The sequence below is a fragment of the Streptomyces sp. NPDC055243 genome (genome assembly GCF_044544025.1).
GTDB lineage: Bacteria > Actinomycetota > Actinomycetes > Streptomycetales > Streptomycetaceae > Streptomyces.
This window is the reverse complement of sequence record NZ_JBITWR010000019.1, coordinates 38445-58705: the sequence shown is the minus strand read 5'-3', so window position 1 is coordinate 58705 and position 20261 is coordinate 38445. Positions and strand designations below refer to the sequence as shown.

Below are 20261 nucleotides of genomic sequence, written 5' to 3'. Positions count from 1 at the left end.
GTCCCAGAGTCGTGCGGTGTTATCCTCACTGCCGGTGGCCAGAGTCGCGCCATCTGGGCTGAATGCCACCGACGTAATCGCGTCTCGGTGGCCGGTTAGGGTCTTGCGCACTCTACCGTTGCTCGCGTCCCATAGGAGCACAGCGCCATCAAGATGACCTGCGGCAAGGGTGACATCGTCGGGACTGAAAGCCGCTGACGAGATACCGCGCTGACTACTCGCGAGAGTGGCGCGAGGTCTACCCACCTTCATATCCCATACTCGGATGGCGTTGTCGTAGGCGCTGCCTGTGATCAGAGTTGCACCGTCCGGACTAAAGGCCATTGATTCCACCCTGCCTTTATGCCCAGTGTAGACGTCTCGGAGATCTCCTCCTGTTTTCCATGTCCATTGCCGTACAACAGCGTTACTCCAAGAGCTCACGGCAATAGTGCTACCCTCCGGAGAAAATACCACTTGCGCTATGCCGTTCAATCCGACGTAGATGCTGCCGCCAGGCTTTCCTGTGGCGACGTTCCATGGCCGGATGAAATCGTGGTCAATGTCGGCCGTAAGGAGCTTCTTGCCATCCGGGGTGAAAAGTGTCGTCATGACACCGTCTGGGTCTTTGATGGTTCGGCGAATCTTTCCTGATTTGACGTCCCATAGGTGCACGGCGTCTTCATGGCCCACCGATGCGGCAAGGGTTCTACCGTCCGGACTGAAGATTACTGACCGTACGCCGCCGGTTCGACCAGTGATGATGACGCGGGACGTTCCCCTGGCTATATCCCAGAGTCTGACGGTCCCATCTTCTCCAGTACTGGCAAGGGTGACTCCATCCGGACTGAATGCCACCGCATCGACGCCACCACCCTTGTGACCGAAGAGAGTCTTCTGTAGCTTGCCGGTGCCTGTGCCCCATAGGCGAATGGTGTTGTCACCGCAGGCTGTGGCCAGCATCGTACTGTCGGGGCTGAATGCTACGCGTTGGATGGTGTCGCTATGGCCTGTGAGGGTGTTGCGTATCTTGCCCGATACGCTGTCCCGTAGCCGGACGGTGTTGCCATCACCGTTAGTGGCGAAAAGTTTACCGTCCGCGCTGTATGCCACTGCGTTCGTACCGCCACTGCTGGTATTGGCAAGAACAGATCGAATCGGATTTCTAGCTGCCAAGTAAAGGCGGTAGGCGGCTTCGGTAGTCGGGCTAGTCCGATACGCTTGGATACTCAATAGCGAGGACAGGTCAGTGTCGCTCTCCGATAGGTAACCTGACTGGGCAGCAAGTTGCCGTGACTGAGCTACCCTCTGAGCCGTTACGGCACCCTTTTTCGCTTGGACGGCGTTCTGCTGCTGCCAAAAGGCAAGTCCTGCGGCCAGAAGAGCCATGCATAGAAGAGTGGCCAAGGCGGTGTTGATACGCCGAGTGCGGCGAATTGCGGCCTGCTGGCGTCGTTGGCTGTTGGCCAGGAAAGCGGCAATATCCTGTGGAAGCCCGCGCTTGTCGGACCACGCCACGCCCGCGGCCAAGTCTGTCCCGTCTAGCAAGTCACCAGGGTGCCCGCTCTGGGTGTAACCGATGTACTGTTCGCCGACCCTGCGGAGCCAGGCGTGGAACTGATAATCGGCTGCCACCCAATCACGCAGATCGGTCCAGTCGCGGATGAGAGCGTCATGGATGAGCTCAGCTGTGGCCTGGCCGGGTGTGCCGTCCTGATTGGGCGTGGTGCGAGTCGTGATGACTCGGCTCCGGGTCAACGAGGCCAACACTGCATCGAACGCCTGCCCACTTTGTGCGACGGACAGGGGGTCAGCGGCCAGGGCTCGAAGGTCGGCAACGGCGACGTGTCGCCGGGTTGCGGGGGTGGCGTTCGCTTCGTCAGCGGGGTGGACTAGTGCGGTGAGGACCTTCTGGGCAATGGGGCGCTGTTCGAGGGGAAGCTGGCCCAAGGCGGCCTCGCACCAGGTGGTCAAGCTACCGGCGACCCCGCCGACCTGGTCGTAGGCATGGTGCGTCAGGAAGCCGTCGTTACGACGTTCCCATAACTGGCTCAGCGCCAACTCCAAGGGTGGCAACAGGGTGGCTGGCGCCTGCCGGGTAGCTGGAGCATGTTCGTCTGCTGCCAGGACGTCGGCGATGATGCGCTCCGCAAGACCCTCTTCCAAGCGGGCGCCTACTGCATGGGCAGGTTGGGTGATGACGGCATGTAAGTCTGAGACGCTCAACGCAGCAGAGACATTCAGCAGCCCTTGGGTCGCGACCTTCGTCAGGCTGGGCTCTCCGGCGGCCAGGCGTGGGTAGAAGTCGTCCCGCATGACCAGGATGACTGTGACCGCGAGTGGCGATTCGATGAGCGCCTGAAGTTGCTGTGCGACAGGTATCTGCCGATCCGGCCCATCAGCCGCTCCTTGAAGGAGAAGTTCCTCGAATTGGTCGATGACCACGACGAGGCGTCGATCCGCAGGCTCCGCGGCAAGTCGGCGTTGAACTGCGTGCTCAATGCCCTCACTCGTGGTCCCGGGCAGGCCACTCCGCTCCAGCTCTGCCATCAGATCCTGCCTCGGCCGAGCCATCAGCGGTAGCCACCGGTCGCTACCTGGTAGTCCGCCGTCAGCCAGAGCCGGCAGGATGCCGGCTTGAACGAGAGAGGACTTGCCCGCTCCGGAAGGTCCCAGTAACAACAGGACCCTCTTGTTGCCGCGCAGCGCGGCCAACGCCTCTTCTACAGCTGCTTGCCGGCCATGAAACCAGTCGACGTGCTCAGCGGTAAACGGCTCCAGACCTCGATACGGGCACACCTGGTGCTCGACCAGGTCGGGAAGGGCATCCCTCAGCACCTGGGTAGGAGTTGCGTACGCAATTGCCAGCCCTCGGCTCTGGCGGTCCGGGGCGGTAATCGCAGTCACCATGCCAATCACCAGGCCAGTGACCTCGTCCACGACGGGGCCGCCACTGAAGCCAGTCGTCAAGTCGTTGGCATCAGCCAACTGCAACACGACACCCGCGCGACTGTCTGGCGGCAGTAGAGCACCAGCCACGCCGTAACCGAAGTGGCCACCGCCCGGCGCCTGGCTGGGAAACCCGAATGAGAAGACACTGTGCCCGCGGCACCCCGCTGCGGACCCCAGTTTCACGGGCTGGGCGTCCGCAGGCGTGGCATCCAGGCGCAGAACGGCAACGTCCTCGGCCTCTGATTCGCGCCAGCCTGATGCCAGTACGTGCCCTACCAAGCGAGGGGCATCCGCTAAGTGAGGGAAGCGAAGTTGTACGCGCCCTCCAGGGCCTTGGCCCGCAAGCTCCACCACGTGCGCGCAGGTGAGAACGATGCCAGCAGCAGCTAGAAACCCCGTCCCGGCTGTACTGCCGTCCTCGGCAAGGACCTGAGCCACGGCTGCTTCCCTGCCGAACCAGTCGCGACCGATGGAGCCAGTCCCTGGTGCATCATCAGCGACCATGTTCCCCCTCAGGAAGCGTCTTCACCTGACTCCCCTCGGCTCCACAGCACCCGCACCTTCAAGTGGACCGCCGACTCGCCTCGTGTGATAACCGCTCCTGCCTGCGCTGAGAGATCCACCCCGAACTCCACCTCAACCTCGTTGGGACCGGCTTGCCGCAGCTGGTCCAACACTGCTTGCGCAGTGTCCTTAACCGGCCCCAGGGCTTGCTGCAGAGTCTGAGGCAGGTCGCGCACCGCGTCTGCGAGTCGCCCGGCCTTCACGGGCCCGTCCAGCTCCGGTGCGGCTTCGAGCAGAACCGCGCCCCCACCTTCCAGCGGAATACGCGCAAGACTTTGCATCAACACATCGACCTAACTCTGCGTGTCCGTATCAATACGGTAGACCTCCTGGCTGGAAAAGGCACTGCCCTGGCACATCGGCCAGGATCAACGCTTGCACTGCAGCAGACCGGGTGCCACGACATCATCTGGCGGACCTTCCGTACGCACTTCTCATCGTCGCGGCGCTACGACGCGGCTCGATCGGCCCGGCCCGACCAATCTCGACGTCTCACGGCCCTGGGGGAATGACGGGCGGTCGCGGCCGGGCCGTGACGTAACCACTGCTCATGATCACGAAACCGCGGATCATGGACCCAACTGCTCAGCACGCAGCCCGTGTTCCGCGTGGCCCATCAGTCAGGAGTGCCGTCGGGCACAGTGGTCGCCAATACGTGGCTGCGCGAGCTGCCAATCAACAAGGTGCCGGCGTGGCGTTCTTGGTGAGCGTACGCGCGTGCACTTCTGGCCTGGCTGGAGTTTCTCCAGCGATACGGTGTGGATCCGTACGGTGACCGTGGTGAACTCCGCGCTGCGCTCTGAGGTCTAGCCGACTTCCGGTTGGCCGGGCCGCTCAAGGGAGCGGTGAGACGTTGGGCCTTGGAACCAGCGGGCGAACGCGATGTCCCGCTTCTACGGCTGGTGCGTGGACAACGAGCACTGCGTGAACGTGCCGTTCACCTACTCATGGGCACGGCGCTGCATCGAGGCCGGCGGCGGACGCCTGGTGGACCGATACACCGATCAGCCCCACACATGCCAGCCACTTTGCTCGACTCGGCATGGCCCTCGCGGCCTGACCACCGAATCGGGCAACAGGGTCTACCCAAACCGGGGATCCGCCGCATCCTTCTAGCTCCACCGCCGGGCCCTGACTGCCCCGTCGAAAAGCTGCATCACGACAGCACCCCACAACGCCAACCACCCGCCCAGCACGACCACGCCACCCGCAGCCACGCTCCCCCGCGGCGGGACAGGTCCTGGGCGCGCTCCAGGTCTCGCTCCGTGCGCAGCTGCAACTCTGGTTCACCGTTGCCATGGTGACCTAGCCCCGTCACATCCCGGGAAAAGCCCCCAACGAGGTCGACCTCTTTCAGGTTGGCTTGAGGTAGAGGAGGAGCTTGGTGGGCAGACGCAGGCGAAAGTTGCGCAGCCGCTAGTAAGCCGCGTACTGCTAAGGACTTCAAGAAGATCTCCTCGCACCAACGTCGCTCTCCAGGTGGCCTGACCAGGCCAGCAGCGCACCTGACAGCCCATCACAACGAGCGTCAAGATATCGCCCGTAACGCCCACACCACACATAACGCGCACGCACAAAGCGGCAGGTCAGGAGCCCTTTGCGGCAGGCTCAAGGCTCGCCACGCGCTCCACGTCATGCGTCACCGGAAGCAGGTTGAACGCCTATAGCAGGCAGCACACATGCGTTGGCCCCTCAAGACAGACAGACCAGGTTTGCAGTCGGCGCGCGCAACATAGCGCAGGATCGCCGGTTAGCCAAACCGGCGATCCCGCGCATCATCAGTAGTCCACCGCCATGCCTTGCCACAAGCTGCTCGCCTGGATCAGATACAGCGCCTGCACCTCGTTCCTCGGCGTACGAAACACCACCTCCACTCACAACGCACTCCGGCACCCCACCACGGCCAACCATTGGAAGTGACCACCCGTCAGCAAAGTCAGTAACAGCTCAGCACCAACCAGCGATCTGTCGTCCTGGTCGTCGGAACCCGGTGAAACACCGCAACCCAGTAACTCGCCCTGACCTGCCTCGATTTAGCCCAATGAAAGTCGTCGCTAAGGCCACTTTCCTCATCATGCGATCAGGCTGTGACCGCTCGTTCGACCAACGTCAGTGCCCGCCCTGGGAGTTCCCCTCGATCGTCCATGGCGCCACTGAGCCAGTGCACCCGGGGATCGCGGCGGAACCACGAGTCCTGACGGCGGGCGAAGCGCTTGGTCGCACGCACGGTCTCCGCGCGCGCCTCGTCGTCGGTGCACTCCCCCGCGAGCGCCGCGAGCACCTGCTGGTACCCGAGCGCGCGTGACGCCGTACGCCCCTCGCGCAGCCCCACGGCCTCCAGGGCACGCACCTCGTCGACGAGGCCCGCGTCCCACATGCGGTCCACGCGCGTGGAGATGCGTTCGTCGAGTTCGGGGCGGCCCACGTCCACGCCGATCTGGACGTTGTCGTAGACGGAGTCGTGACCGGGGAGGTTGGCGGTGAAGGGCTTGCCGGTGATCTCGATGACCTCGAGGGCGCGGACGATCCGGCGGCCGTTGCTGGGGAGGATGGCCTGGGCCGCTCCGGGGTCGGCGACGGCGAGGCGGGCGTGCAGCGCGCCGGGGCCGCGGAGTTCGAGCTCCTCCTCGAGGCGGGCCCGGACCACGGGGTCCGTGCCGGGGAACTCCAGGTGGTCGACGGCTCCCCTGACGTAGAGCCCGGAGCCGCCGACCAGGATCGGCCAGCGCCCGTCGGCGAGGAGCCGGTCGATCTCGGCCCGTGCCAGCTTCTGGTACTCGGCGACGCTCGCCGCCTCCGTGACGTCCCAGATGTCGAGGAGGTGGTGCGGCACTCCGTCGCGCTCTTCGAGCGTCAGCTTGGCGGTCCCGATGTCCATCCCTCTGTAGAGCTGCATGGAGTCGGCGTTGACGACTTCGCCGCCGAGACGCTGGGCGAGGAAAACGCCCAGATCGGACTTTCCTGCCGCGGTCGGCCCGACGACGGCGATGACCCGCGGTGCGGGAGCTGCTCTACTCACCGCCCCAGTCTCGCAAATCCCACGACCACTTCCCGAACGAGCTACGTGACGCCACAGGTCCGGGGTCGTTGCCTGTTGCGAGGTTCCAGCCGCCGGTTTCGAGGATCGGCGACCCGGGAGGCGCAACAGGGCGCACCGGGCGGCGCGGGATTTCGCCCACACGAGTACCGTATGGAGTAGATATGGGCGTTTTTGCACGGTTCCGCAGGAAGTCCAAGGACACGGAAGAGGCGTCAACAGCCGAGGCGGCAGCAGGCACCCCGACGGCCGAGCCGGAAGCGGCCGGGGAGTCCCCCGAGCCCGAGGCCGGCAAGGAAGAGGCCAAGGCCGAAGCTGCCGCCGAGGACGACACCAAGACCGACGAGAAGGCCGAGGCCGACACGAAGGTCGACGCCGAGGCGAAGTCCGAGGCCGCTTCCAAGACCGAGACCGGCTCCGAGTCGAAGTCCGAGTCCGAGGACAAGGCGGAGAACACCGAAGAGGCTGCCGCGGAGAACGTGGACATCCCCAAGCAGCAGTCCGCGGAGAAGGCCGCCGACAACGACGAGGCCGACGAAGGCGCCCGCAAGTAACTCTCCCAGCGAGGGAAGGTGAACCATGGGTTTCCTGCAAAGCCTGAAGGACAAGCTCGCCCCGGCGAAGGACAAGGTCGCGGGCCTCGCGCAGCAGCACGGGGACAAGATCGACCAAGGTCTCGACAAGGCCGCGCAAGTGGTCGACGAGAAGACCAAGGGCAAGTACAGCGACAAGATCCAGACGGGTACGGGCAAGGCGAAGGATGCCGTGGACCGCCTCGCGGGGACGCCCGACGAGGGCAAGGACCCGGGCGGCGGCACCGCCCCTCCGAAGCCCCGTCCGGCGCCCTGAACCACCGGCTGAACGACACCGGCGGACGGCCGTGGAGCGCCACCAGCTCCGCGGCCGTCGCCATGCGCCGGAGGGTCGGCGGTCGACCAATAGGCGGGTCAACCAATAGGCGGGCAGCGTCGCGCGGAAGCCGGTCTCGCGCAGGCCACTGGGCCCGCCTGGACCGCTTGGGCCACTGAGGCAGTTGAGGCCGCTGAGGCCGCTACGACCAGGCCGCCACCAGATACCCGACCCCGTACGGAGCGTCCTCGTACAGCAGCTCGCCCCGCAGGCCCGCGCCCTCGGCCGCGCCCGCGAGCACCTGCCACGGCGCCCGGCCCGCCGCCTTCAGTTCGTACGCCAGCTTCTCGTCCAGCGCCTTGAGTGCCTCCACGTCCGCCGCCCCCAGCGCACGCGCGATCGCCGCGTCGAACCCGGCCGCCCGCTCGTCGAGGTATCCCGGCGCCTTCAGCGTGCGGCACGCGCTGGCGTCGCCCATCACCAGCAATGCCACCCGGTCGGCCCGCGCCGCGATGTCCCCTCCGACTTGAATACACCGCTCGGCCTCCAGAGGTTCCCCCACCCCGAGTCCTTCCAGCGGGGCCGCCGACCACTCCGTGCGGTCGAGCAGCCAGGCCGCGACGGCGAGCGAGGGCGGAAGCATGCCTTCCGCCGCATCGCCGGTAGAGCGTCCGAGCCGTACGTCGACGTCCACGCCGAACCCGCGGAAGGACCCGCGGGCGCCCTGCGGATGCGGGCCGCGCCCGCTCTGCTCGGCCGGGCCGACCACGACGAGCCGGTCGGGCCGCGAGGCGGCGAGCACGCCGACGGCGTCCGTGCACGCGGCGCGCGCGGCGTCCAGTTCGGGGGCAGCGCCGGCGGCCACCTCGGGGACGAGCAGGGGCGGGCAGGGGCAGACGGCTGCGGCGACAAGCATGATCAGCAGCGTAATGCCCGCCGACAAACGCGCGCTAACAGGTGATCGGGCGCGAGTCCCACTCCAGTTCGGAGATCGAGAAGCGGTACGGGAACGAGCCCCCGGCCGAGCCGTCGCCGATCACCATCCAGCCGTCGGCCGTGCGGTAGCGCCGCATCCGTACGGGGTGGCGCGGGTGCTTGGGGCGGTACAGGCGGACGAACTCCGCGAACCGCTCCACCGCCTCCTCGTGCGTGCCGTCCACCGTGGCCATCAGCTCGAACAGATGCCACGCCCCCGGCCCCGGAGGGTTCTCCGTCATCAGCGCCCAGCGCGCCATCGGCCCGCCCCCCTGTCTGCCCGCTGTCCCCGTCGTCCGGCGCCCGCTCCGGTCAGTCGCAGCCGCAACCGCTGCCCGCGGCCACCGGAAGCGGCTCGGGGGCGCCCACCTTCGGAAGTCCGAGCATCACGCCGGCCGGCTTGGCCGCCGCCTCGACGTTGCGCTTCTCCCAGGCGTCACCCGCGCGCGTGCGGCGCACGTTCAGGGTGGGGCCCTCGGCGAGCAGGTGGTGCGGCGCCGCGTACGTGATCTCGACCGTCACGACGTCGCCGGGGCGGACCTCGGTCTCCGGCTTGGTGAAGTGGACCAGGCGGCTGTCGGGCGCGCGCCCGGAGAGGCGGTGGGTGGAACCGTCCTTGCGGCCCTCGCCCTCGGCGACCATCAGTTCGAGGGTCCTGCCGACCTGCTTCTTGTTCTCCTCCCAGGAGATCTCCTCCTGGAGGGCCGACAGACGCATGTAGCGCGCCTGCACGACGTCCTTGGGGATCTGCCCCTCCATGGTCGCCGCGGGCGTACCCGGGCGCTTGGAGTACTGGAAGGTGAAGGCGTTGGCGAAGCGGGCCTCGCGGACCACGTGCATCGTCTGCTCGAAGTCCTCCTCCGTCTCACCGGGGAAGCCGACGATGATGTCGGTGGAGATCGCCGCGTCGGGCATGGCGGCGCGGACCTTCTCGATGATGCCGAGGAAGCGGTCCTGGCGGTACGAGCGGCGCATCGCCTTCAGGATCGGGTCCGAGCCGGACTGGAGCGGCATGTGCAGCTGCGGCATCACGTTCGGGGTCTCGGCCATGGCGGCGATCACGTCGTCCGTGAAGTCGCGCGGGTGCGGGGACGTGAAGCGCACGCGCTCCAGGCCCTCGATCTTCCCGCAGGCCCGAAGGAGCTTGCTGAAGGCCTCGCGGTCACCGATGTCCGATCCGTACGCGTTCACGTTCTGGCCGAGCAGGGTGATCTCGGAGACGCCCTCGGCGACGAGCGCCTCGATCTCGGCGAGGATGTCGCCGGTCCTGCGGTCCTTCTCCTTGCCGCGCAGCGCGGGCACGATGCAGAACGTGCAGGTGTTGTTGCAGCCCACGGAGATGGAGACCCATGCCGCGTACGCGCTCTCGCGGCGCGTGGGCAGCGTCGAGGGGAACGCCTCGAGCGACTCGGCGATCTCGACCTGAGCCTCTTCCTGGACGCGGGCGCGCTCCAGGAGCACCGGCAGCTTGCCGATGTTGTGCGTCCCGAAGACGACGTCGACCCAGGGGGCCTTCTTGACGATCGTGTCGCGGTCCTTCTGGGCCAGGCAGCCGCCGACGGCGATCTGCATGCCGGGCCGCTTGGTCTTCATCGGCGCCAGGCGGCCGAGGTTGCCGTACAGCTTGTTGTCGGCGTTCTCCCGCACGGCGCACGTGTTGAAGACGACCACGTCGGCGTCGCCGTCCGAGCCATCGGGCGCGCGTTCGTAGCCGGCGCCCTCAAGGAGACCGGAGAGGCGCTCCGAGTCGTGGACGTTCATCTGGCACCCGTAAGTGCGTACCTCGTACGTTTTAACGCCCACTGCCTGTCCCCGGTCGCCGCTGCTCATGTGACAAGGGTAGGCGGTCGGGGAAGTGTCCCTGCCGGGAGCTCGGCCCTGGCCATCACGGTGAGTGGCTGGCAGGATCGCGCGCATGCTCCAGGCACTCCCCCGCATCAGCAGGCGCCGCGCACTCCAGGGTGCGGCGGCCGCCCTCGTGGTCTTCGGGCTGCTGGTGTGGTGGCTGGTTCCGGCGGACGACGACTCCCCGACGGGCCGGATGACGTTCAGTACGGGCGTGAAGAACGCGGTGTACGAGCGGTACGGCAAGCTCCTGCGGACCGCGGTCTCCCAGGACATGCCCGAGGTCGACGTGGAGCTGCTCAACAGCGAGGGGTCGCAGCAGAACGTCGAGCGGGTGGCCACGGGGAAGGCCGATTTCACCATCGCGGCCGCCGACGCCGTCGAGAAGTACCGCCTGGAGGGCGGCGCGGGCGCGGACCGGCTGCGGGGCTGTGCGCGGCTGTACGACGACTACGTCCAGCTCGTCGTCCGGCGCTCTTCGGACATCGACAAGGCGCAGGACCTGCGGGGCAAGAAGGTGGCCGTGGGCCAGCCGCGCTCGGGCGTGCGGCTGATAGCGGACCGGGTCCTCAAGGCGGCCGGCCTCGATCCCGACAAGGACCTCACGCCGGTGGACGCCGGCATCGACACGGCGCCCGATCTTCTCAAGAAGGGCGACGTCGACGCCTTCTTCTGGTCGGGCGGGCTGCCGACCCTCACCGTGACCGAGCTCTCCAAGGAGTTCGACATCCGGCTGGTACCGCTGGGCGCCCTCGTGGACGCGCTGCACAAGCAGGGCGGCGCCTCCCGCTACTACCGGGCGGCGGTGATGCCCGCCGACGCCTATCCCGCCGCCCAGCAGAACGACGCCGTACCGACCCTGGCCGTGGCGAACCTCCTGGTCACCACGGACCGGGCGGACTCGAAGCTGACCGAGGGGCTGACGCGCACGGTGATCGACAGCCGGGACCACATCGGTGACGAGGTGCACGCGGCCCAGCTGGTGGACCTGCGCACGGCCCTCTACACGGATCCGCTCGCCCTGCACAAGGGCGCACGCCGCTACTACCAGTCGGTCAAGCCCTAGCCGTCGGGCCCTGTTCCGGCCGTGTCAGACGTGGAGGCCGGGCTCGCCGCGCGGGACGCTGACGGTCACCCGAAGTCCGTGCGGCGCGCGCTGTTCGTACGAGATGGAGCCGCCGCCCGCGGTGAGCAGGGCCCGCGAGATCGACAGACCGAGGCCCGAGCCCTTCACGTTCTGATGGCGGTTGCTGCGCCAGAAGCGGTCGCCGATGCGGGCGAGTTCGTCCTCCGTGAGGCCGGGGCCGCCGTCCGTGATCACGATGGTCGTCAGTTCACCGCTCCAGGAGACCTCCACCCGCACCTCCTCGCCCTCGGGCGTGAACTTGAGGGCGTTGTCGATCACCGCGTCCAGGGCGCTGGACAGCGCGACCGGGTCGGCCCAGCCGGTGGTCGCCGGGCAGACGCCGTGCAGCCGCACCCCGCGCTCCTCGGCGAGCGGCCGCCAGGCGCCGACCCGTTCGGACGTGAGCGCCCCGATGTCGGTGAGCCGCAGATCGGCGGCGGCGTGCTCGGCCAGCGCGAGGCCCAGGAGGTCGTCGAGGACCTGGGCGAGGCGCTTGCCCTCGGTGCGCACGGAGGCGATCTCCTCGTTCCCCTCGGGCAGTTCGAGGGCGAGCAGCTCGATGCGGAGCAGCAGGGCGGAGAGCGGGTTGCGCAGTTGGTGCGAGGCGTCGGCGACGAAGGCCCGCTGTTGCTCGAGCACGTCCTCGACGTTGTCGGCCATCTCGTTGAACGACCGTGCGAGACGCCTGAGTTCCGGCGGTCCGCCCGCGGCCGCCACCCGCGACTTCAGGCGCCCGGTCGCGATGTCGTGGGTGGTCGCGTCCAGGACCCGCACGGGGCGCAGCACCCAGCCGGTGAGGCGCAGCGCGGCACCCACGGCGAGAAGCATCGCCGCCGACTCGCCTGCGCCGATGAGCAGCCATCCCTGTAGCGTCTTCGAACGCATGCGCCCCGTGGGCGACTCGGTGACGACGACGGCGATGACGTCCCCGTCCCTGATCACCGGAGAGGCGACGACGAGCCGGCCGCGCTGCCAGGGCCACACCTGACGCGGATCGTGGCTTCCACGGGACCTGAGGGCCTCTTCGAAGGCCTCCCGCACCTCGGCGCCCCTGGGGGGCAGGAACCAGCTCCCGGGCGCGTGAGCCATGGGCTCACGGTCCCGGAAGAAGACGCCCGCCTTGATCCCGTAGACCTCGTGGTAGTAGTCGAGTTCGGTCTGGAGGGTTTCGCGGCGTTCGTCCTTGTCCCGCAGCCGTGAGCCCGTGGGACGTTTCGTGACGAACTGCGCGAGCGCCGCGAACCGTGCCGTGTCGTCGATCCGGTCGACGATCACCTTCTGCTGCTGCGCCGCCGCCACGCTCACCGCGAGCGGGAAGCCGAGCGCGAGCAGCACACCCGCCATGAGGACGATGAGCAGCGGGAGGAGGCGAGAGCGCACCTGACCTCGCTACGCGCTACGCGGCCGGGGCGACGAGCCGGTAGCCCACACCCCGGACGGTCTCGATCAGGGCCGGCATGTGCAACTTGGACCGCAGGGAGGCGACGTGCACCTCAAGGGTGCGTCCCGTCCCCTCCCAGCTGGTGCGCCACACCTCGCTGATGATCTGCTCCCGGCGGAACACCACGCCCGGCCGCTGCGCGAGGAGTGCGAGCAGGTCGAACTCCTTGCGGGTCAGTTGGACCGTCGAACCGTCCACGCTGACCTGGCGGGTGGGCAGTTCGATGCGTACGGAACCGAGGCGCAGTTCGCTGTCCGCGGGGCCCGCGGCGGCGCCGGACGGAGGTCGCCGGATGACCGCGTGGATGCGGGCGATCAGCTCCCCGGTGTCGTACGGCTTCACTACGTAGTCATCGGCCCCGAGGTTCAGGCCATGGATGCGCGAGCGCACGTCGGCACGGGCCGTCACCATGATCACGGGGGTCGACCCGCGCTTGCGGATCTTGCCGCACACCTCGTAGCCGTCCTGATCGGGCAGTCCCAGATCGAGGAGCACGACTCCGAAGGGTGCCGTTTCACCGGGCAACAGGGCTTGAAGCGCTTCCTCGCCGCTGCGGGCGTGCACGACGTCGAAGCCGTGCCTGGCCAGGACCGCGGACAGGGCGGCGGCCACATGATCGTCGTCCTCGACGAGGAGCAGTCTCATACAGGCCCCCTCCGGTTCATCGGTCGTTCCGTTCGCGCTCGCCGATGGCCGGTATGCGCGCGTGCACAGGCACCAAGGCATCCACGCCGATGGATAAGGACCGCGTCAAGGGGGTGCGGGTCACGGACACGTTCCGTTATCCAGCCGGTACGCGGCAGGGCGTCCCCTTCACACGGAGTGTCCGGTTGCGGCCGGATCGTTATGCTCAATTTCCCCTCAGATGTAATGACGCTGGTCGCACCGGGTTATTACTGTCCTCCCAACCGAGGAGGATGGAGCAACAAGCCGTGACCGAAGTATCGGTGACCAAGGACGCCATACCGCCCGGGGCGGACGACCTGGTCGTGCTGAAGAACGTCAACAAGCACTTCGGCGCTCTGCACGTCCTCCAGGACATCGACCTGACCATCACCCGCGGTGAGGTCGTCGTCGTGATCGGCCCCTCCGGGTCGGGCAAGTCGACACTGTGCCGCGCCATCAACCGCCTGGAGACGGTCGAGTCGGGAGACATCTCGATCGACGGCAAGCCGCTGCCCCAGGAGGGCAAGGAGCTCGCCCGTCTCCGTGCGGACGTGGGCATGGTCTTCCAGTCCTTCAACCTTTTCGCGCACAAGACCGTGCTCGAGAACGTGATGCTGGGCCAGATCAAGGTGCGCAAGACGTCCAAGGCGGAAGCAGAGACAAAGGCACGCGGTCTCCTGGACCGCGTGGGTGTCGCGTCGCAGGCCGACAAGTACCCCGCGCAGCTCTCCGGTGGCCAGCAGCAACGCGTGGCGATCGCCCGCGCGTTGGCGATGGACCCCAAGGTCATGCTCTTCGACGAGCCCACTTCGGCGCTCGACCCCGAGATGATCAACGAGGTGCTCGAGGTCATGCAGCAGCTCGCGCGTGACGGCATGACCATGGTCGTGGTCACCCACGAGATGGGCTTCGCCCGGTCCGCGGCCAACCGCGTCGTCTTCATGGCGGACGGCCGGATCGTCGAAGAGGCCGTGCCGGACCAGTTCTTCAGCAACCCGCGCAGCGACCGGGCCAAGGACTTCCTGTCGAAGATCCTTAAACACTGAGGCTCCCACGTCGTCTCAACGCCAGTCGAAACAAAGGATGTCCACGATGAAGCTCCGTAAGTCCGCCGCCGTCGCAGCGGCGATCGCCGCGCTCTCCCTTGCCGCCACGGCCTGCGGCGGCAAGGAGGGCTCCGCCGGCGACAAGCCGGAAGGCCCGGACAACTCCGGCAAGGCCCTCAGCTACGAGGTCAAGAAGGACGCCTCGGTCGACTCGTCGGTCTTCAAGGCGGCCAAGAAGCGCGGCAAGATCGTCATTGGCGCCAAGGCCGACCAGCCGTACCTGGGCTTCCAGGACCAGTCGACCAAGGAGTACTCCGGCTTCGACATCGAGATCGCCAAGATGATCGCCGCCGATCTGGGCTTCTCGGCCAAGCAGATCGAGTGGAAGACGGTCGACTCCGGTGCCCGTGAGACCGCGGTCTCCAAGGGCGACGTCGATCTGATGATCGGCACGTACACGATGAACGACGAGCGCAAGAAGCAGATCGACTTCGCCGGCCCGTACTTCCACGCCGGTGCCTCCCTCCTCGTCCGCAAGGACGAGAAGGACGTCAAGGGCCCGGAGACGGTCCGCGACAAGAAGGTCTGTTCCATCGTCGGCTCCACGCCGCTGCAGAACATCAAGAAGCCGAAGTACGGCGCCAAGGTCACCGAGCTCTCCAAGTACTCGGAGTGCGTCGCCCAGCTCCTGAACAACCAGGTCGACGCCGTCACCACGGACGACGCGATCCTGATGGGCTACGCGGCGCAGAACGAGGGCAAGCTCAAGGTCGTCGGCAAGCCGTTCTCGGACGAGCCCTACGGCGTCGGCCTGAAGAAGGGCGACGCGGCCCTGCAGACGGCCGTCGCGGACGCCATCAAGGCCCACCAGGAGAACGGCGACTACAAGGAGGCCTACGAGGCCACCCTCGGCAAGTCCGGCTCCGAGTACAAGGACCCGCCGGCCTTCACCGACCCGAAGTAATCCGGCACGCCCCGCTCCGTCCGCGCTCGGCCGCGGTACGGAGCGGGACGTTCGCTGCGCGCATCGCTGCCGGACCTGTCGCGAAACCCTGCCACCGCCCCCGGCCCTGACGGCCGGGGCCCGTCGCGATCACCTGCGACCCGTCGCGAAAGACCTCGCGGAGAATTCATGGACGTACTACTCGACAACCTGTCGCTTTTCCGCGAAGGGTTTTACGGGACTCTGAAGCTGACCGCATCCAGCGCGCTCGTTGCTGTGGTCGTCGGGGTCATCATCGCCGGGTTCCGGGTATCCCCCGTACCGCCGCTGCGAATATTCGGAACCCTCTGGGTCACGCTGCTGCGCAACACCCCGCTCACCCTGCTCTTCCTCGTGGCGTTCTTCGTCGTCCCCAAGGTGCTCTACCCCGACCTGGACTCCTTCCTCCTCGCCACGCTCGCCTGCGGTTTCTACACCTCCGCGTTCGTAGCCGAAGCGGTCCGCTCGGGCATCAACACGGTGCCTCTCGGGCAGGCCGAGGCGGCCCGGGCCGTCGGGCTCACCTTCAGCCAGACGATGCGGCTCATCGTGCTGCCGCAGGCCACGCGCACCGTGGTACCGCCGCTCTCCAGCATCTTCATCGCCCTGACGAAGAACACCGCCATCGCGGGTGCCTTCGACAACGTCGAGCTGTTCAACGTCTCCAAGACGCTGAGCAACGAGGGCTACGACATCGTGATGATCTTCCTCTGGATCACCATCGCGTACCTGATCATCACGTACGCCATCAACGGCCTCTTCCGGCTGCTCGAGCACCGCCTGGAGGTCGCCCGATGAGTGCCAACGTTCTCTTCGACGCCCCCGGCCCCAAGGCCCGTGTCCGCAACATCATCTACAGCGTCATCGGCACCGCCGCCCTCCTGGGCGGCATCCTCTGGGTCATTCTGCGGCTGAACGAAAAGGGTGAGTTCGAAGCCGACCTGTGGGACATCTTCAACTACACCGGAATTCAGCAGAACGTCCTTGACGGCCTTTTGGCCACGCTGAAGGTGTTCGCCCTCGCGGGCGTCTTCTCGCTGGTGTTCGCCGTGGTGCTCTGTGTGGCGCGGCTCTCCGAGCACAAGCCGGTGCGCTGGATCGCGGTCGCCTTCATCGACCTCTTCCGGTCCATTCCGCTGCTCATCACCATCTTCGCGTTCTGGGTCGGCCTCGTCGGCAACATGACCCCGTTCTGGGCGCTGGTGCTCGGCCTGACCATCTACAACGGATGCGTCCAGGCCGAGGTGCTCCGCGCGGGCATCAACGCGGTGCCCAAGGGCCAGATGGAGGCCGCCTACGCCCTGGGTCTGCGCAAGACCCAGGTCATGGCGTCGGTGCTCTTCCCGCAGGCGGTCCGGTCGATGCTGCCGACCATCATCAGCCAGCTGGTGGTGACGCTGAAGGACACCTCGCTCGGATTCTTCGTCCTCTACCCCGAGCTGCTCCAGTCGGCCCGCCTGATCGCCAACAACACTCCGGTCAACGGCGTTTACCCGTTCGTCCAGACGGTCACCGTGTTCGGCGCCATCTACATCGGCCTCTGCATGATCCTGTCCTCGCTGGCCACCTGGATCGAGAAGCGCGGACGTCGCGCCAAGACCGGTATCGCCGTCGCCGCGGCCGCCGAACCGGCCGAGGCACCCGGTGTGCTCGATCCCTCCGCGCCGCTCGGCCCCACCGCCGCGGGCACCGCGGCAGCGGACGCGCAGCCGGACGACGGCCCCACGGACAAGAAGATCTGACGCGACCTCAGCGTCGGGAACCACCCGCACGAAAGCTCGTCCGTCAGGGCCCGCCGAGGACACTCGGCGGGCCCTGACGCGTCCTCTGCCTCCCGTTCCCCACGAACGGCCCCCGAGGGAGCTCCGCCACCGTGCGTCCAGCTTGACGGGTCGGCACGCAGTCTGTTGCATACGTTCTGTGATCGTGCACCGGGCTCCAACTGCCAGTTCCTGTACGTACGTCCAGCGCTCCCGGGCCCTTGCGGCGGGAGGGTGCGCACCGTGGACCCGGTGATCGTCGTCGGCGCGGGCCCCGTGGGCCTCGCGCTCGCCCTGGCTCTCGCACGTCACTCCGTGCCCACCGTCGTGCTCGACGAAGGACCGGGCAAGGACGAGCAGCGGGCCGCGCGGACCGTCGTCCTGCGGGATGACACGGCGGCCCTCATGGAGCGGCTCACCGGTCACTCGTTCGGCGACCAGGAGTCCGGCGCACGGTGGGGCGGCTGGCGTTCCCTGCGGCGCAAGCAGCTGATGCGGGAGCTCACGTTCAGTGATGAGGTGCCGGCCCCGCTTCACGTGGCCCAGCACGTGCTGACCGGCGCCCTGCGCGCGGCCATCGCCGAGGAGCGGCTGATCAAGGTCGCGGTGGAGAGCAAGCTCGACTCCCTGGAGCAGGACGCGGGCGGACTGACCGCCCACACGCGCGGCCCCAAGGACAACTGGTGGCGGGGCAGTTATCTGGTGGGCTGCGACGGACCGCGGTCGACGGTGCGCAAGCTCCTCGACATCCGCTTCCCGGGGCGCACGGCCGTCGAGCGACACGCCGTCGCCGCCCTGCGCACGGAACTTCCCCGGCCCGGCGAGGCGTTGTTGCATCGGATGCCTCCGTGGCGCCACGGAGGCGCCGAGGTGACGGGCCGTCCGCTCGCCGGCGGGGTGTGGCGGATCGACTGGCTGCTGCCGCCGCGCGGCGAGCTCGTGACGCCCGACGCCCTCGTGGTGCGCATCCGCGAGACCCTCGCGGGCTGGTGCGGGGGCGCCACGCCGCCGTACGAACTGCTCGACACGGGCGTGCACACCGTCCACCACCGGCTGGCCCGCCGGTGGCGGGTCGGCCGTGCCTTCCTCGCGGGCGACGCCGCGCATCTGCTCGGCGCGCTCGGCACCCAAGGCCTCGACGAGGGGCTGCGGGACGTGGACAACCTCGCCTGGAAGCTGGCCCTTGCCTGGCACCACGGCGCGCGGGACACCCTGCTCGACAGCTACCAGGCCGAGCGGCGGGCCGGGGTCGCCGCACGCCTGCGCGCCGCCGACCAGTCGCTGCCGATACTGCGGGGCGGCAAAGGCCTGCGCTCGTACGTGCCGGGGTCGGCGCGCGGCCACGACATGCTCCTCACCGACGGCCACGTGGGACGCGGGCCGCTCGGCGCCCCGGGGTCGTACGCGGAGTCACCGCTGGCGCCCCCGCCCTCCGAGTCCGAGGTCCCCGTGGGCACGGAACCGGGGTCTCCGGTGGCCGACGTGCCGGTGACGGCACCCGACGGATCCTTCGTGCGGCTGCGGGACCGGCTCGGCCTGGGGCAGCTGCTGGTCGTCCTCGTCGCGCCCGGCACGGTGGTGTGGGAGCGGCGGCACTGGGTGACGGCCGGGATCATGCCCCGGCTCGCCGCCGCCGTCACGGCGCTGCCGCACCCGGCGGAACTGCTCGTGGCGGAGGGTTACCCCGGGGCCGCAGCGCACTCGGTGCTGCTCATCCGCCCCGACGGCCACCTGGTCACCGCGCTGAGCGGGGTACGCCCGGCCGAGCTGTATACGGCGGCCGAGGCGGCCCTGGGCGGGGCGGAACGGAAGCGGCGCGAGAAGAGCGCGGACGCTACGGAGAAGGCGGAGAGTACGGCCGTCGCGGGGCGGCCGACCACACAGTGAGAACGGGTTGACCGGCACGCAGCGTCATGGTCTACTCCGAAACGTGACCGACACCGATGTGCGCCTGTGGCGGAGGGTCCATATGGACCTCGTCCGCTATGCGGGCTGCGTGTGTCGTCCGTCCTGCTGAATTCGCCTCTCCCTCTCGCGTGCCCTCTTCTCGGCGCGCGTTTCCGCGAACGTCCAGGACGGTAGCCATGTCCCTCTCTGTCACCAACCCTTCTTCTGCCTCCCCTGCGGTGTCGGCGCCCACCGCCGCAGATCTTCTCGATTTCGTGCGTCGCAGTGCCTCCGACCCCGAGCTCATCGCCTCGCTGCCGCTCGACCCCGAGGGGCGCACCTGGGTGCGGCTCGAAGGGCCCGGTGGCAGCGAGGCCTGGCTGATCGGCTGGCCGCCGGGAACCGGCACCGGCTGGCACGACCACGCGGAGTCGGTCGGCGCCTTCCTCACCGCCGCCGGCACCCTCAAGGAGAACTCGCTCGCCGCCCGGCTGCCCACCGACGGCTGGAAGACCCTGGAGCTGTCCGACGGGGTGGACCGCGAACGGGAGTTGACGGCCGGCAAGGGCAGGGCGTTCGGCCAGAACCACGTGCATGAGGTGCTGAACGAGTCCACGAGCGAACACGCCGTCTCCGTGCACGCCTACTACCCTCCGCTGCCGCGCATCCGCCGCTACAGCCGCACGGGCGCGGTCCTGCGCCTGGAGTCCGTGGAGCGCCCGGAGGACTGGCAGTGAGTGGGCATCAGACAGCAGGCGAACGTCCTGTCGGCATCGACGAGTTGCTGGAGCGTGTGCGGCGCGACCTCGACCGGGTCACTCCGGAGGAGGCGCGCGACACCGCTGCCGCGGGGGGACTTCTGGTCGACATCCGGTACGCCGCCCTGCGCGAGCGCGACGGACTGATCCCCGGCGCCCTCGTCGTCGAGCGCAATGAGCTGGAGTGGCGCCTGGACCCGCAGGGCAGCCACCGTGCCGCGGAGGCCGTCGGCCATGACCTGCGGGTCGTCGTGATCTGCAACGAGGGCTACGCGTCGAGCCTCGCGGCCGTCTCCTTGCGGCAGTTGGGGCTGCGGCACGCGACCGACCTCGTCGGCGGGTTCCAGGCGTGGAAGGCCGCCGGGCTTCCCGTCGCGGGGTGAGTGCACGCCTC

19 protein-coding genes are annotated in these 20261 nt (G+C 68.0%); 11 read left to right on the top strand and 8 right to left on the bottom strand.

The window, feature by feature from the left end:
• The 3 genes from ACIGXX_RS37410 to miaA all read right to left on the bottom strand — a co-directional run.
• A partial coding sequence (locus ACIGXX_RS37410; protein WP_399982619.1) for a trypsin-like peptidase domain-containing protein occupies positions 1-3435 on the bottom strand: 3435 nt, incomplete at its 3' end.
• 8 nt (positions 3436-3443) lie between these two features.
• Positions 3444-3776, bottom strand: coding sequence for a CU044_2847 family protein (locus ACIGXX_RS37405; RefSeq protein ID WP_399982616.1), 333 nt, complete (start codon positions 3774-3776; stop codon positions 3444-3446).
• A 1799-nt stretch (positions 3777-5575) separates the two neighbouring features.
• A complete protein-coding gene (gene miaA, locus ACIGXX_RS37400; protein ID WP_399982613.1) occupies positions 5576-6514 on the bottom strand; it encodes a tRNA (adenosine(37)-N6)-dimethylallyltransferase MiaA in 939 nt (312 codons plus the stop codon).
• 182 nt (positions 6515-6696) lie between these two features.
• Here miaA and ACIGXX_RS37395 point away from each other — a divergent pair, with 182 nt between their 5' ends.
• Both ACIGXX_RS37395 and ACIGXX_RS37390 read left to right on the top strand, forming a co-directional pair.
• Positions 6697-7086 (top strand): hypothetical protein, encoded by a 390-nt coding sequence (locus ACIGXX_RS37395; RefSeq protein WP_399982609.1) that lies wholly within the window; start codon positions 6697-6699, stop codon positions 7084-7086.
• Between the two features lie 25 nt (positions 7087-7111).
• Positions 7112-7381 carry an antitoxin gene (locus ACIGXX_RS37390; RefSeq protein WP_399982606.1) on the top strand — a complete coding sequence of 90 codons (270 nt, stop codon included), beginning with the start codon at positions 7112-7114 and terminating at the stop codon, positions 7379-7381.
• Between the two features lie 202 nt (positions 7382-7583).
• On the opposite strand, the gene ACIGXX_RS37385 is transcribed toward ACIGXX_RS37390, so the two are convergent.
• Genes ACIGXX_RS37385 through miaB form a run of 3 tightly spaced genes read right to left on the bottom strand, consistent with a single transcriptional unit; the run spans position 7584 to position 10186 of the window.
• Entirely contained in the window at positions 7584-8297 is a 714-nt protein-coding gene (locus ACIGXX_RS37385) for a class III extradiol dioxygenase subunit B-like domain-containing protein (protein ID WP_399982603.1), read from the bottom strand.
• Between the two features lie 34 nt (positions 8298-8331).
• Positions 8332-8616, bottom strand: a complete 285-nt coding sequence (locus tag ACIGXX_RS37380; RefSeq protein ID WP_399982600.1) for a hypothetical protein — start codon at positions 8614-8616, stop codon at positions 8332-8334.
• A 52-nt stretch (positions 8617-8668) separates the two neighbouring features.
• Positions 8669-10186 carry a tRNA (N6-isopentenyl adenosine(37)-C2)-methylthiotransferase MiaB gene (gene miaB / locus ACIGXX_RS37375; protein WP_351173507.1) on the bottom strand — a complete coding sequence of 506 codons (1518 nt, stop codon included), beginning with the start codon at positions 10184-10186 and terminating at the stop codon, positions 8669-8671.
• An 85-nt stretch (positions 10187-10271) separates the two neighbouring features.
• Between miaB and ACIGXX_RS37370 the strand changes: the two genes are divergently transcribed.
• Positions 10272-11267 carry a TAXI family TRAP transporter solute-binding subunit gene (locus ACIGXX_RS37370; protein ID WP_366463924.1) on the top strand — a complete coding sequence of 332 codons (996 nt, stop codon included), beginning with the start codon at positions 10272-10274 and terminating at the stop codon, positions 11265-11267.
• Positions 11268-11291: 24 nt separating this feature from the next.
• Here ACIGXX_RS37370 and ACIGXX_RS37365 read toward each other — a convergent pair whose 3' ends face one another.
• The gene (locus ACIGXX_RS37365) at positions 11292-12707 is read right to left on the bottom strand and encodes an ATP-binding protein (protein WP_399982595.1); all 1416 of its coding nucleotides are present in this window, start codon (positions 12705-12707) and stop codon (positions 11292-11294) included.
• A 16-nt stretch (positions 12708-12723) separates the two neighbouring features.
• A complete protein-coding gene (locus ACIGXX_RS37360) occupies positions 12724-13413 on the bottom strand; it encodes a response regulator transcription factor (RefSeq protein ID WP_351173498.1) in 690 nt (229 codons plus the stop codon).
• Positions 13414-13700: 287 nt separating this feature from the next.
• Between ACIGXX_RS37360 and ACIGXX_RS37355 the strand changes: the two genes are divergently transcribed.
• The 8 genes from ACIGXX_RS37355 to ACIGXX_RS37320 all read left to right on the top strand — a co-directional run bounded on the left by ACIGXX_RS37355 (position 13701) and on the right by ACIGXX_RS37320 (position 20250).
• Positions 13701-14480 (top strand): amino acid ABC transporter ATP-binding protein, encoded by a 780-nt coding sequence (locus ACIGXX_RS37355; RefSeq protein ID WP_344527009.1) that lies wholly within the window; start codon positions 13701-13703, stop codon positions 14478-14480.
• A 46-nt stretch (positions 14481-14526) separates the two neighbouring features.
• Complete coding sequence (locus ACIGXX_RS37350; protein WP_351173494.1) at positions 14527-15444, top strand: glutamate ABC transporter substrate-binding protein; 918 nt, start codon at positions 14527-14529, stop codon at positions 15442-15444.
• 168 nt (positions 15445-15612) lie between these two features.
• Positions 15613-16260, top strand: coding sequence for an amino acid ABC transporter permease (locus tag ACIGXX_RS37345; RefSeq protein WP_351173491.1), 648 nt, complete (start codon positions 15613-15615; stop codon positions 16258-16260).
• Positions 16257-17204, top strand: coding sequence for an amino acid ABC transporter permease (locus ACIGXX_RS37340; RefSeq protein ID WP_351173489.1), 948 nt, complete (start codon positions 16257-16259; stop codon positions 17202-17204). Before ACIGXX_RS37345 ends, ACIGXX_RS37340 begins: the two co-directional genes overlap by 4 nt.
• A gap of 261 nt (positions 17205-17465) precedes the next feature.
• Positions 17466-19109: an FAD-dependent monooxygenase gene (locus tag ACIGXX_RS37335; RefSeq protein ID WP_351173486.1), complete on the top strand. Its 1644-nt coding sequence runs from the start codon at positions 17466-17468 to the stop codon at positions 19107-19109.
• A gap of 43 nt (positions 19110-19152) precedes the next feature.
• Positions 19153-19239, top strand: a complete 87-nt coding sequence (locus ACIGXX_RS37330; protein ID WP_311605579.1) for a putative leader peptide — start codon at positions 19153-19155, stop codon at positions 19237-19239.
• A 67-nt stretch (positions 19240-19306) separates the two neighbouring features.
• A complete protein-coding gene (locus tag ACIGXX_RS37325) occupies positions 19307-19846 on the top strand; it encodes a cysteine dioxygenase (RefSeq protein ID WP_383823946.1) in 540 nt (179 codons plus the stop codon).
• The gene (locus ACIGXX_RS37320) at positions 19837-20250 is read left to right on the top strand and encodes a rhodanese-like domain-containing protein (protein ID WP_383823995.1); all 414 of its coding nucleotides are present in this window, start codon (positions 19837-19839) and stop codon (positions 20248-20250) included. The genes ACIGXX_RS37325 and ACIGXX_RS37320 overlap by 10 nt, the downstream gene beginning before the upstream one ends.
• Positions 20251-20261: the final 11 nt, after the last annotated feature.